This is a genomic window from Micromonospora sp. KC723 (assembly GCF_004348595.1).
In the GTDB taxonomy this organism is placed as follows: domain Bacteria; phylum Actinomycetota; class Actinomycetes; order Mycobacteriales; family Micromonosporaceae; genus Micromonospora.
Genome location: NZ_SMKD01000024.1, coordinates 43285 through 56104 on the forward strand (window position 1 = coordinate 43285; position 12820 = coordinate 56104).

General features: G+C 73.7%; 13 protein-coding genes. 10 read left to right on the plus strand and 3 right to left on the minus strand.

Features of this window, described 5'->3' with window-relative positions; genetic code table 11:
• Position 1: 1 nt before the first annotated feature.
• Positions 2 to 1540: a M1 family metallopeptidase gene (locus E1165_RS08525; protein WP_132389443.1), complete on the minus strand. Its 1539-nt coding sequence runs from the start codon at positions 1538 to 1540 to the stop codon at positions 2 to 4.
• A 187-nt stretch (positions 1541 to 1727) separates the two neighbouring features.
• Between E1165_RS08525 and E1165_RS08530 the strand changes: the two genes are divergently transcribed.
• From E1165_RS08530 to E1165_RS08545, 4 genes are all read left to right on the plus strand, one after another.
• Positions 1728 to 4268: an FtsK/SpoIIIE domain-containing protein gene (locus E1165_RS08530; protein WP_132389445.1), complete on the plus strand. Its 2541-nt coding sequence runs from the start codon at positions 1728 to 1730 to the stop codon at positions 4266 to 4268.
• The gene (locus E1165_RS08535) at positions 4269 to 4916 is read left to right on the plus strand and encodes a hypothetical protein (RefSeq protein ID WP_132389447.1); all 648 of its coding nucleotides are present in this window, start codon (positions 4269 to 4271) and stop codon (positions 4914 to 4916) included.
• A 155-nt stretch (positions 4917 to 5071) separates the two neighbouring features.
• On the plus strand, positions 5072 to 5335 hold the full coding sequence (locus tag E1165_RS08540) for a DUF6244 family protein (RefSeq protein WP_132389449.1): 264 nt from the start codon (positions 5072 to 5074) through the stop codon (positions 5333 to 5335).
• A 231-nt stretch (positions 5336 to 5566) separates the two neighbouring features.
• On the plus strand, positions 5567 to 6364 hold the full coding sequence (locus E1165_RS08545; RefSeq protein ID WP_132389451.1) for a triacylglycerol lipase: 798 nt from the start codon (positions 5567 to 5569) through the stop codon (positions 6362 to 6364).
• Between the two features lie 57 nt (positions 6365 to 6421).
• Here the strand turns inward: E1165_RS08545 and E1165_RS08550 are convergent, their stop codons facing one another.
• On the minus strand, positions 6422 to 6820 hold the full coding sequence (locus E1165_RS08550) for a hypothetical protein (RefSeq protein ID WP_132389453.1): 399 nt from the start codon (positions 6818 to 6820) through the stop codon (positions 6422 to 6424).
• A gap of 124 nt (positions 6821 to 6944) precedes the next feature.
• Positions 6945 to 7412, minus strand: a complete 468-nt coding sequence (locus E1165_RS08555) for a GAF domain-containing protein (RefSeq protein ID WP_132389455.1) — start codon at positions 7410 to 7412, stop codon at positions 6945 to 6947.
• On the opposite strand from E1165_RS08555, the gene E1165_RS08560 reads away from it, so the two are divergent.
• The 6 genes from E1165_RS08560 to E1165_RS08585 form a co-directional block, all read left to right on the plus strand.
• Positions 7411 to 7776 carry a YciI family protein gene (locus tag E1165_RS08560; protein WP_132389457.1) on the plus strand — a complete coding sequence of 122 codons (366 nt, stop codon included), beginning with the start codon at positions 7411 to 7413 and terminating at the stop codon, positions 7774 to 7776. The two genes, E1165_RS08555 and E1165_RS08560, sit on opposite strands and share 2 nt — an antisense overlap.
• A 228-nt stretch (positions 7777 to 8004) precedes the next feature.
• The gene (gene pyk / locus E1165_RS08565) at positions 8005 to 9453 is read left to right on the plus strand and encodes a pyruvate kinase (RefSeq protein WP_132389459.1); all 1449 of its coding nucleotides are present in this window, start codon (positions 8005 to 8007) and stop codon (positions 9451 to 9453) included.
• Between the two features lie 7 nt (positions 9454 to 9460).
• The gene (locus E1165_RS08570; protein ID WP_132389461.1) at positions 9461 to 10345 is read left to right on the plus strand and encodes an acyl-CoA thioesterase II; all 885 of its coding nucleotides are present in this window, start codon (positions 9461 to 9463) and stop codon (positions 10343 to 10345) included.
• A gap of 57 nt (positions 10346 to 10402) precedes the next feature.
• Positions 10403 to 10873, plus strand: coding sequence for an Rrf2 family transcriptional regulator (locus E1165_RS08575; protein WP_132389463.1), 471 nt, complete (start codon positions 10403 to 10405; stop codon positions 10871 to 10873).
• 133 nt (positions 10874 to 11006) lie between these two features.
• Positions 11007 to 11960, plus strand: a complete 954-nt coding sequence (locus E1165_RS08580) for a sulfite exporter TauE/SafE family protein (protein ID WP_132389475.1) — start codon at positions 11007 to 11009, stop codon at positions 11958 to 11960.
• 408 nt (positions 11961 to 12368) lie between these two features.
• A partial coding sequence (locus E1165_RS08585) for a cellulose-binding domain-containing protein (protein ID WP_243704658.1) occupies positions 12369 to 12820 on the plus strand: 452 nt, incomplete at its 3' end.

A 12820-nucleotide genomic window follows, 5' to 3' on the forward strand; every position in this document is an offset into this window, starting at 1 on the left:
ATCAGCGTTGCCGCACCTGGTGCGCCTCGCGGATCTTCGTCCACGACTTCGGCTGCTGCGGGGCGAGTGCCGCGCGGGCGGCGGCGGTCGGCAGCGCCGGACGACCGGCGGTGAACAGCCAGGTGGTGAAGAGGTCGTCCAGGTCCAGGCCGGAGATCCGCTCGGCCGACGCCTGGAACTGCGCGATCGTGGCGTTGCCGTGCCGGTGCGCGGCGGTCCACGCCGGGAGCAACGCGAAGAACGCCTCGTCGCCGACGGCGAGCCGCAGCTGGTGCACCGCCATCGCGCCCCGGTCGTAGACCGCGTCGTGGAAGATACGGCCGGCGCCCGGGTCTCCCGGGAGCACCTGCCAGAAGCCGGAGTTCTCCGGATAGCTGGCGTAGGTGAAGTCGAACAGCTCCTGGGCGGTGCCCTCACCCTGTTCCTCGGACCACAGCCACTCGGCGTACGTGGCGAGGCCCTCGTTCAGCCAGATGTCGCGCCACTGCGCCACCGACACCGAGTTGCCGAACCACTGGTGGGCCTGCTCGTGCACCACCACGTACGAGTTGGACCCGCGCCGCCAGAAGCCCGGGCCGTACACCGGCCGGGTCTGCGTCTCCAGCGCGAAACCGATGCCGTCGACCGGCCCGGCCACCCCACCCTGGGCCTCGAACGGGTACGGCCCGAAGACCCCGCTGGCCCAGTCGACGACCTCGGCGGTGCGCTCGATGCTGGCCCGGGCGGCCGGCCCGAGCTCGCCCAGCGTGGTGCTGTACGCGTTGACCACCGGTTGCCCGTTCGGCGCGGTGTCGGTGACGACGTCGTACTGGCCGATGGCGAGGAACGCCAGGTAGGTGGCGGTCGGCGTGGTGGTCCGCCAGCTCCACCGGACCCGGTTGCCGGGCTCGGCGAGCGCGGGCCGCGGCTGCACGCCGTTGCTGACCACCTCGACGCCCGCGGGCACCGAGACGGAGATGTCGAAGGTGGCCTTGTCCAGCGGATGGTCGTTGGCCGGGAACCACCACCAGGCCGACTCCGGCTCGTTGACGGCCAGCGCGCCGTCGGCGGTGCGGGTCCAGCCGGTGTAACCGTCCACCAGGGTCTCCGACGGCACGCCGGCGTACGTCACCACGATGGTGAGCGCCTGGCCCCGGGTGATCCCGCGCGGCGCGGTGACCGCCAACTCGTGGCTGCCCTCCCGGGCGAACCGGGCCGCCCAGCCGTTCACCCGGACGGACTCCACGTCGAGCAGGAAGTCCAGGTTGAACCGGGACAGATCCTGGGTGGCCTTCGCCAGGATGGTGGTGGTGCCGGTGAGGCGGTCGGTGGCCGGATCGTAGCGCAGGCGTACGTCGTAGTGGTCGACGTCGTACCCGCCGTTGCCGTAGGTCGGGAAGTAGCTGTCACCCAGGCCGGGGCTGCCGGGCGCGGATACGGCGACCGGGATGTGCCGGCTCCGACCGGATCGGTCGGCGGCCTGGCCGGGGGTGCCGGTCACCAGGGTGCCGGCGGTCGTGACGGTCAGGGCGGCGATGGCCGCCGTGAGAACGCGTCGCACGAAAGGGTCTCCCTCCGTCGGGGATGCTCGCGCGATCAACCTAATCGATGTTTGTGAACCGGGTGGGACCGGCCGGCGTGGGCTGCCTGGTCGGGCGGCGTCCCGGCCGATGATCGGCTGGTGCGCCGCCGGGTCGGCTCCACTAGGGTTTCCGAGGATCGGACGGCACGTGGTGGGGGAGCAGAGGGTGGGCAGGCTCGCGTCGGCGTACGGGCAGGCGGTGGCGGCGCACCGCCACGCCCGGGAACGCTGGGCGCACGCCCGCGCCCTGCTCGACCGGCTGACCGGCCAACCCGTGCCGGAGCGTACCGTCGACCTCGTCGCCCGGCTCGGCCGTCTCGCCGACGCGCTGACCGCCCCGGGGGCGCGGACCGCCCGCCCGGCCGGCGCTCCCGCGCCGGTGCGGATCGGTCAGGCGTCCACCGCCGACGGTCGCTTTCCGCTGCTGGTGCCGCTGGGCGCCGGCCGGCACCTCGCCGTCAACGCCGACGCCCGCGACCCCCGGGTGGCGGTGCTGCTGCGGGTGCTGGTGCTGCGCCTGCTCGCCACCACCGCCCCTGGCGCGGTCCGGGTGGTGGGTGTCGACCCCGCCGCGCTCGGCGCCACCTTCCTGCCGCTGCGGGCGTTGCGCGACGCCGGCGTCCTCGGCGCTACCGCCACCACCGAGGTGGAGATCGGCGCGCTGCTCGACGCCGCCCAGGCGCACGCCCGCGCCGCCCAGCAGGCCGACCGCGACGACCACGAACTGCTGCTGGTGGTGGCCGCCTCCACCCCGGGTCCCCGGGAACTGGCCCGGCTCGCCGCGCTCACCCACGCCGGACCGGCCGCGTCGGTCTGCGTGCTGCTCGCCGGCTACCCGGCCAGCTCGCCCGGTCAGGCGCCGCCGCCGCTGGGCGCCACCACGACGATCCGGCTCGACGAACGGTACGCCTGGATCGGTGACCCGCCGGGGAACCCGTACGGCGACGACGGCGCCGGCCTGGCCGTACCGGTGCTGCTCGACCCCGACCCGCCGGCGCAGGCCGTACGCGCGCTCGCCGAGCGACTGGACGCGGCCGTGCGGGCCGTCGCGGCGCTGCACGTCGCGGACCTGCTGCCCGAGCGGCGCTGGACGGAGTCGGCGCGGGCCGGGCTGCGCACGGTCGTCGGCCGCGCCGGGCGGGAGCCGGTCACCCTCGCCTTCGACGACGCGACCCCGCACTGGCTGGTCGGCGGGCGCACCGGCGCCGGCAAGACGGTGTTCCTGCTCGACGTCCTCTACGGCCTCGCCGCCCGGTACGCCCCGGCCGAACTCCAGCTCTGGCTGCTCGACTTCAAGGAGGGCGTCAGCTTCACCGAGTTCGTGCCCACCGCCCGCGACCCGTCCTTCCTGCCGCACGCCCGGGCTGTCGGCGTCGAGTCCGACCGCGAGTACGGCCTGGCCGTGCTCCGCGAACTCCGCCGCGACCTGGGCCGCCGGGCCGACCTGCTCAAACGCCACGGGGTCAGCAAACTCGCCGATCTGCCCGCCGACGCGGCGGCGCCGCGCGTGGTGGCCGTCGTCGACGAGTTCCACGTGCTGCTCGCCGGCAACGACCGGCTGGCCCGGGAAGCTGTCGACCTGCTGGAGGAACTGGCTCGCAAGGGCCGCTCGTACGGCGTGCACCTGGTGCTGGCCAGCCAGAGCACGACCGGCATCGAGGCCCTCTACGGCCGCGCCGACACGCTGTTCGGGCAGTTCGCGCTCCGGGTGGCGCTGCCCGGCGGAGAGGCCGTGCTCGGGGTACGTCCGACGACCTCCGCCGCGACCGAGGTCGGCACCGCCGTGGTGAACACCGCCGCCGGGGCCCCCGGCGCGGACCGGCTGGTCCGCTTCCCCGACGCGCACGCCGACGCCCGGCAGATCGCCCGGCTGCGCTACGAGCTGTGGGACGCCGCGCCGGAGGGCGTCCGCCCACCGTCGGTCTTCCGGGGATACGAGCCGGCACACCTGGAGGACGACCCGGCTGCCGCCGCGCTGCGGCCCGGCGCCGGTCGGCCGGTCGTGCCGGTCGGCCGCACCGTCGACGTGGACGGCAGCCCCGCCCGGTTCGCTCTGGACGCCACCCCCGGCCGGCACCTCGCGGTGGTCGGCACCTCCGCCACCGGGGCGCACGTGCTGCGCGCCGCCGGGTTGGGCCTGGCCCGCCAGCACGCCCCCGGGGAGGCGGAGTTCGTCCTCGCCCCGCTGGTCGAGGCCGCCGACGCCCTGGCGGAGGAGACGATCGCCGGGATCAAGGCCGCCGGGCACCCGGTCACCGTGGTCGACGCCGCCGAGCTGCGGCGCCGCGTCGGCGCGCTGGCCGCCGACCCCGGGTCGCGCAGCCGCACGTACCTCGTGGTGTTCGGGATGGACGCGGCGGCAGGCGCCCTGGGCCGGACCGACCCGGGCACCTTCCGCTCCGGGCACGACGACCTGCGGACGCTGTTGCGCCAGGGTCCCGGCCAGGGGACGCACCTGCTCGGCTGGTGGCGCGGTCTGCGCCGGCTCGGCGACGACCTGGGCGGTTCGCAGCACCGCGACGACGTGGCCTGCCTGGTCGCGCTCAACGTGCCCGCCGCCGACCTCGGCCTGCACCTGGGGGTCACCGACCTGGCGTACACCCCGCGGCCGCACCGGGCGTTGCTGGTGGACCGGCACGCCCAGCGGACCGCGCTGATCGTGCCGTTCGTCCGTGCGGGGCACCGTCCCGACGCCGAGGAGCACTGAGTGTCCACCTTCGAGGAGTACGCCGTCGCCGTCCGCCAGCTCTCCGCCCAGGTACGTGCCGGAGAGCGCGGCGTCGCCGCCGAGGTCGAACGGCGTCGCCGGCTGCACGCGGGCGTCGAGCAGCTCGCCCAGCGGCTCGCCGTGCAGGGGCAACGCCTCGACCAGCTCGGTCAGGCGATCGCGACACCCCGCGCCGCTCCCGCCGGCACCGCTCCCGCCGCCTTCGCCGACGCCGACCCGGCGGCCGTCCTGGACGAGGCGCGCGCGCTGACCGAGGAGGCCGACCGGCGGATCGGGTACGTCCAAGCCCTCGCCCAGCGGCCGGAACTGCTGCCCACCTGGTCACCGGCGGCCCGGGCGGTCGCCGTCTACGTCGCCTGCGCCGCCGCCGGGGTGCTGCTGATGCTGGTGCTGGTGGTCGCCTCCGGGGTGGGGTTGGTCAGCGGCTTCACCCTCGGCGCGTGGATCTGCGCCGGCCTGCCGGTGCTCTCCTTCGTCGCCGGCTGGTTCATCCTCGGCCGGTGGGGCCGCCCGGCACTGGCCACCGTGGACCCGCCGCGTTTCGTCCCGCTCGGCTTCGTCATCTGCGTGGCCCTGGTGCCCATCGCCTACTGCGCCAGCCTGCTGGTGGTCCGGGCCCTGCGCTGAACCGTCGGCCGCCCACCGGTTGTGGTCGGGCGGCAGCCGGTATCCCGTAGGTCTTCGGGTGGTCGCGGCGGGTGGGTTGATTCCGTAGGCTCCCTGGTGGCCGGCGCCGGTGCGGTGGCGTGGCCGATCGACGCGGGGCGACCAGGGGAGGGCGCGTGAGCGCAGCGCAGATGATCGCGCGGCTGACGGCGGCGATGCAGAAGCTGGACGAGGCCAGGGCCAAGACGGCTTCTGCCGCGCAGGACGCCGCCGAAGCGCGGGCGCTGGTCGCCGGCGCGCTGGAGGGGGTGGCCGCCGGCCCGCTCATCGGGGTGATCGACGCCTACCGGCAGGCGTTGGGCCAGGCCGCCCAGGGTGGTGAGCCGGCCCGGCAGCACGTCCAGGAGACGATCGCCAGGGTGCAGGCGCTGGGCAACTGAGCGGGGGTCTGGCGGCGCGACCGGCCGGCCGGGCCCCGGATGGCGGTGCCGGGGCCGCGATCGTGTGTCACGTCCGATAGGGCCCTTTGTGCTCCTGGAGCGACATCACGTTACCGGCCCGTAACTTTGCATTGACGGGCGCGGATCAAGGCGACCATCATCGATCCCACGATCGATCGGATCTCATCCACCCGTCCCCGGCTCCCGGGTACCTCCACCGGAGGTGTGGTCATGCTGCTCCGACCGATCCTCGCGGCCACCGCCGCCGTCACCGCGCTTCTCGTCCCCGCCACCGCCGCCCACGCCGCCCCGGACCGGTCCGCCGCCACTCGGTCCGTCGCTCCCGACGGACCGTTGACCGCTGTAGCCGACGCGAATCCGGTCATCGTCGTCGGCGGCCTGATGGGCGTCAGCATCGCGTACGAGCCGATCGTCGCGCGGCTGCGCGCCGACGGTTTCCGCGTCTCGGTCTACGAACTGCCCGGTCTCGGCTTCGGCGACATCCGGGAGTCCGCCCGGGCGTTCCAGGGATACGTCGACCAGGTGCGGGCCCGAACCGGGGCGGCCCGGGTCGACATCGTCGCCCACTCCGAGGGTGGCCTGGTCTCCAGGTGGTACGTGAAGTTCCTCGGGGGCGTCGACTCGGTCGGCCGGTACGTCAGTCTGGGCAGCCCGCAGCGGGGCACGTACGTGGCCAACATCCTGAACGTGGTCGGGCTGGGCAGCTGCGCCGGCGTGCTGGCCTGCCAGCAGATGGCGATCGGCTCGGACTTCCTCGCCAGCCTGAACGGGGGCGACGACACTCCGGGCGCGGTCCGCTGGCACACGATCCGCACCCGGCAGGACGAACTGGTGCGTCCGGTCGACAACGCGGAACTGGCCGACGGCGCGACCAACGTGCTGATCCAGGGCTTCTGCCCGCTACGGGTCGTCGGCCACCTGGGCCTGGTGCTCGACGGCGCCACCTACACGGCGGTCCGCCAGATCCTCACCGACCGCCCCGTCAACCCCGACTGCCACGCCCTCTGACAGGCTCCGGCGGGAGTGGGGCGACGCCGGCGAGCGTCGGCCCACTCCCGGCGCCGATCAGGCGACTCCGTTGTTGGTGATCTCCAGGTTGTAGGCCCTTGTGCCCTTGTAGTTGAGGACCCAGATGTTGAGCGGGGTCTCCTCGGGCCACATGTCCCACTGGAACGACTCGCAGTGGCCGTTGTTCGACGGATCCGAGATCAGGACCTCGTCGTCGAGGTTGTTCTGGTTGCGGATGATCGCCCGGGTGCCCATGCCGTCGGTGGTGTTGTCGCAGACGGTGATCTTCTCGTAGCCCGGGTGGCCGGCGAGGTCGGCGTCGAAGAACACCGCGTCCCGGCCGTTGCTGGTGTAGAACCAGCCGACGTTGCGCGACGCGAAAGCCGGCGTGCCGGCGCCGACCACGGCGACTGCGGTTACCGCCGCCACTGCGGCGATTCTGCGTACCCCATTCATGCGATAGATCATCGCCGTTGTCTGCCGGCCGGCGGAGCCCCGGTACCCATAAGCTACGTAAGGCGCACGAACCGCGCGAGAGGGGCTCGCCAGTCGCTCTGCCTCGACCGCACCACTCAAGCCGTCAGCCGGCGCGCCGGATCACCACCAGTGCCTGGTCGTCGTCGGAGGCGGAGAGCTTGTCCAGGATCGCGTCGGCGATGGTGTCCAGCAACGCCAGGTCACCCTCGCGCAGCGGGCGTTCCCGGTGCCAGCCGAAGGCCAGCGCGGCGATCGGCTGGCGCTGCGCGTCCAGCAGCGGCAGCGCCACCGTGGTGACGATCCCGTGCGCGCCGACCGGCTCGGGCAGCCCCGGGACCCGTGCCGCGAACGCCTCCACCAGGGTGCGGAACCGCTGGTCGGCCCGGTGCCGCGCGGCCCGGGCGGTGGTCTCGGCCCGAACGTCGGACGAGCGGCCCAGTCGGTCGGCAACCGGGCGCGGCCCGGGGCAAGTGCCGCAAGCGCCCGCTGCGGCCGGCCCGGTCGTGGGACGCTGGGCCGAGTCGGGGGCCGGCGCGGTGCGCCACGCCGGCAGCGCGGGAGGGAGCGCCATGACGGGTACGCCGCAGCTGGACTTCGCGCTGGACACGTACGAGTGCATCGTCCTGTATCCGGGGCCGGCCGGGCCGGCCCTGCCGCAGGAGACGGTGCAGCGGCTACAGGCTGAGCACCTCGCGCACATGCAGGCGTTGCAGCGTCGTGGGCTGGTGCTGGTCGCCGGATCGATCGACGGGCCGGCCCGGGAGCCGGCGCCCCCGATCGGCATCGGGCTGGCCCACACCGGCTCGGTGGACGACGTACGCAGCGTGATGGAGGCCGACCCGGCTGTGCAGGCCGGGCTCTACCAGGTGGACGTGCTGACCTTCCTCTGCCCGGCCGGCTCGATGGAGTTCCCGCTGGCCAAGACGGAGAGCTGAGCCGGCGCGGAGCGGCGGTGCGGGGCGTCCGCGGTACGCCCTCCCTGTTCCCGGTGCCGGCGGGCGGTACGATTCCCGGCGCGCGGTCGCCGATGCCCGCCGTTCACGACGTCCACCGGTGGGCCCGCGTCCCGCCGGCCCACCGATCCGGTCACGCGTCGTTGGACAACCGTTCCACAGTCCGCAAGGGGTCGGCCCGCAGGTCGATCCGGAGGAGAGACTAGCCTGATGGGCGTGACACGCCGCGCGAAGATCGTCTGCACTCTTGGCCCCGCCACCTCGTCTCCGGAGCGGATCCGGGGGCTCGTCGAGGCGGGCATGAACGTGGCCCGGCTCAACTTCAGCCACGGCAGCCACGAAGACCACGAGGTGGTGTACCACCTGGTGCGTGAGGCGGCCGACGCGGCCGGCCGTCCGGTCGCCGTCCTGGCCGACCTGCAGGGGCCGAAGATCCGCCTCGGCCGGTTCGCCGACGGCCCGCACGAGTGGCGCACCGGCGACTCGGTGGTGATCACCGGCGACGACGTCCTCGGCACCCGGGACCGGGTCTCCTGCACCTACCGCAAGCTGCCGCAGGAGGTGAAGCCGGGCGACCGGCTGCTGATCGACGACGGCCGGGTCGCCGTCGAGGTCAGCGACGTCACCGGCAACGACATCCGCTGCCTGGTCACCGAGGGCGGGCCGGTCTCCAACAACAAGGGCGTCTCGCTGCCCAACGTCGCGGTCAGCGTCCCGGCCATGTCCGACAAGGACGCCGAGGATCTGCGTTTCGCTCTCGGCCTCGGCGTCGACATGATCGCGCTCTCCTTCGTCCGCTCGGCGGAGGACATCAAGCTCGTCCACGCGATCATGGCCGAGGAGGGCGTGTACCGCCCGGTGCTGGCCAAGGTGGAGAAGCCCGAGGCGGTGGACCACCTGGAGGCGATCGTGCTCGCCTTCGACGGGGTCATGGTCGCCCGCGGTGACCTTGGCGTGGAGCTTCCGCTGGACCAGGTGCCGCTGGTGCAGAAGCGTGCGGTGCAGCTGTGCCGGGAGAACGCCAAGCCGGTCATCGTGGCCACCCAGATGCTCGACTCCATGATCGAGAACTCCCGCCCGACCCGGGCGGAGGCCTCGGACGTGGCCAACGCCGTGCTCGACGGCGCGGACGCGGTGATGCTCTCCGGTGAGACCAGCGTTGGCAAGTACCCGGTGCTCACCGTCAGCACCATGGCGAAGATCGTCGCCACCACCGAGGCCGGCTCCATCGGGGTGCCCCGGCTCCAGCACGATCCGCGTACGCACGGCGGCGCGCTGACCGTCGCCGCCTCCTCGATCGCCCGGGCCATCGGCGCCAAGGCGCTGGTCGCGTTCTCGCAGACCGGTGACACCGTCAAGCGGCTCTCCCGGCTGCACTGCGACCTGCCGCTGCTGGCCTTCACCCCGGTTCCCGAGGTGCGTAACCAGCTCGCCCTCTGCTGGGGCGTGGAGACCTTCCTGATGCCGTTCGTCGAGCACACCGACGACATGTTCCGCCAGGTCGACCAGGCCCTGCTCGGCCTCAACCGGGCCAACCCGGGCGAGTACGTGGTGATCGTGGCGGGCAGCCCGCCCGGCACCCCGGGCTCCACGAACACCCTGCGGGTGCACCAGCTCGGTTCGCTGGTCGACGCCGCCTCCGCCCGGGCCCTGCAGTGAGCGCACGGTGACGGAGCCGTCGGCGCTGACCGGGCAGGCCGCGGTCGACCAGCTCCTGGAGGTTCTCGACCTCGACCACACCGGCGAGATGACCTTCCGGGGGATGAGCCCTCCGGTCGGGCCGCAACGGGTGTACGGCGGCCAGGTGGCCGGTCAGGCTCTGGTCGCCGCCGGACGTACCGTCGACCCGGACCGCCTGGTGCACTCGCTGCACGGCTACTTCGTCCGCCCCGGCGATCCCGCCGAGCCCATCGAGTACCAGGTGGAGAACATCCGCGACGGGCGGTCGTTCTCGGTGCGCCGGTCGGTGGCGCTGCAGCACGGCAAACCGATCTTCTTCATGTCCGCGTCGTTCCAGCGGCAGGAGGAGGGGCTGGACCACCACGCGCCCGTCCCGGCCGACGTGCCGGGGCCGGAGCAGGTCCCCACCATGACCGACCGGCTCTCCCGCTACCCGGAACGGCTCGGCATCTGGGGGCAGATTCCGCGCCCGATCGATGTGCGGTACGTGGGTGAGCCCGGTTGGGTACGACCCGGGGACCGGCCCGCCGAACCGCACCAGCGGGTATGGATGCGTATCGACGGCAAGCTGCCGGACGAGCCGCTGCTGCACGCGTGCGCCCTGGCGTACGCCTCCGATCTGACCCTGCTGGACTCGGTGCTCTCGGTACACGGCGAGGTGTGGGGCCCCGGTGGAGTGGTCGGCGCCAGCCTGGACCACGCCCTCTGGTTCCACCGGCCGTTCCGGGCCGACGAGTGGTTCCTGTACGACTGCTGGAGCCCGTCGGCGTCCGGGGCACGCGGCCTGGCCACCGGGCGGATGTTCACCACCGACGGTCGGCACATCGCCAGCGCCGTGCAGGAGGGTCTGCTGCGCCGCGTGGGCACGTGATCGTGGGGGCCAGGCCCGACCGGCCGGTCGGTCGGGCCGCCGACTAACCTTGCCGTCATGCGCCTCTCCGCCCGGGTCGACTACGCCCTCCGCGCGTCCGCCGAGCTCGCCGCGGTCGCCGACGGCGCGAACGGCGGGCGGGCCCGGCCGGTCACCGCAGAGCAGATCGCCCGCGCCCAGGACATCCCGCCGAAGTTCCTCGAGAGCATCCTGCTCCAGTTGCGGCGCGGCGGCATCGTGCAGGCCCAGCGTGGCCCGGAGGGTGGCTACTGGCTGGCCCGGCCGGCGGCGGAGATCTCCCTCGCCGAGGTCATCCGCGTGATCGACGGGCCTCTCGCCCACGTACGCGGGCAGCGCCCGGAGGAACTGGGCTACCACGGCGCGGCCCAGGCGTTGCAGGATGTCTGGATCGCCCTGCGGGCCAGCGAGCGGGAGATCCTGGAGCAGGTGAGCCTCGCCGACGTGGCCGCCGGGAAGCTGCCGGGGCGGATCAACGAGCTGGCCGCGGACCCGCGCGCCTGGATCTGACGCCTCTTCTCCCGTACCGGTCGCGATCGGCGTGGGTCGCGTCCCACTCCGCGACACAGGGGTTGACCCTGGGCCCTCCGTACCGCATTGTCGGCCAAGTTGATAGGAGATGCCGAAAAGCCTGGAGGGGCTCGTGCGCAAGCTTCTGGTCCTCGCCCTGGTCGGGCTGGCCGCCCAGCTCGTCGACGGCGCGCTCGGCATGGCGTACGGGCTGACCTCCTCCACCCTGCTGCTCTTCGTCGGGGTCGCGCCGGCCGCCGCCTCCGCCTCCGTGCACCTGGCCGAGATCGGCACCACCCTCGCCGCGGGCGTCGCCCACTGGCGCTTCGGCAACGTCGACTGGCGCGTGGTGACCCGCATCGCCGTCCCCGGCGCGCTGGGCGCATTCGCCGGGGCGACCTTCCTCAGCGCGATCTCCACCAAGTCCGCCGCCCCGTGGATGGCCGGCATCCTCTTCGCTCTCGGCGCGTACCTGCTGGTCCGCTTCGCCCGGCCGCTGCGTTCCCGCACCGGCGTCGGCACGTTGCGTGGACGGTTCCTCGGCCCACTCGGCCTGGTCGCCGGCTTCGTCGACGCCACCGGCGGCGGCGGGTGGGGGCCGGTGGCCACCCCCGCCCTGCTGGTCTCCGGCCGCCTCGCCCCGCGCAAGGTGATCGGCTCCGTCGACACCGCCGAGTTCGTGGTCGCCGCCGCCGCCAGCATCGGCTTCCTGATCGGTCTGGGCAGTGAGGGTTTCCTGCTGCCCACCGTCGCCGCGCTGCTGGTCGGCGGCCTGATCGCCGCCCCGATCGCCGCCTGGCTGGTCCGGATCGTCCCGGCGCAGCTGCTCGGTGCCGCCATCGGCGGCGTGATCGTGCTGTCCAACGCTCGCACCCTGTTGCGCGCCGGCGACGCCGGGCCGGCGCTCACCCCGGCGGTCTACGCCGTGCTCGTCGCCGGTTGGGTGGTCGCCCTGGCCCTCGCGGTACGGGCGCTGCGCCGGGCCCGCGCCGCCGACGCCGCCCTGGCCGAGGCCGACGCTCCCGCCGTTGCCGTCCCGGCCGGCGTGGCGCCGGCCGAGGCTCGCCTGGCCGGTGCCGACCGCTGAACCGGCCGCTTCGCCGGGGCGGGACGTCCCTGCTGCGACGGATCGGGCCGCCCACAGTCCTGCTGCCCCGCGACGCGTCACCACGCCGACGTGCGTTCGCTCGGGCAGAGCGGAGAACGGGCCGTACGGCACGCTCACGGAGGGTGACTGTCGCGCCCGTGCTGGCAGGGCGTCGTCCCGGCCCGGGTGTCGTGGTTGCCCGGTTGGGGCAAGCCGGCGGCGCGGGTGGGTTGTGCGGCGGGAAAGCGGTGTCCTAGCATCGGCGGTGCGCGGAGTAGTAGTTACATGTATCAATGCGTTACGTGCCACTGCCATCACCCTCAGTGCGGCGCACCAACCTCCCCGCCGGTCCTGGGCAGACCGGTGTGGTCGACGGCGCCGCGCGCCCACCTCCTCCGGAGGCACGCCGTGCGACTCATCCCGTCCCGCCGGGCCGCGCTGTTCGCCGCGATCACGGCCACCACCCTCGTCGCCGGCACCCTGACCGCCGTGACCGCGGCAGCCGCCGCCACCGGCTGCCGCGTCGACTACCGGATCACCAACCAGTGGGGCGGCGGCTTCGGCGCCGACATCACCATCACCAACCTCGGCGACCCGGTGAACGGCTGGACGCTGACCTGGTCGTACACGGCCGGGCAGCAGGTCGCCCAGGCGTGGAACGCCACCGTCAGCCAGTCCGGGGCCCAGGTCACCGCCCGCGACGCCGGCCACAACGCCAGGATCGACACGAACGGCACCGCCAACTTCGGCTTCAACGGCTCCTGGAACGACCGCAGCAACCCCGTTCCGGACAGTTTCGCGCTCAACGGCACCACCTGCACCGGGACGGCCAATCCCACCACCTCGCCCCCGCCGAGCAC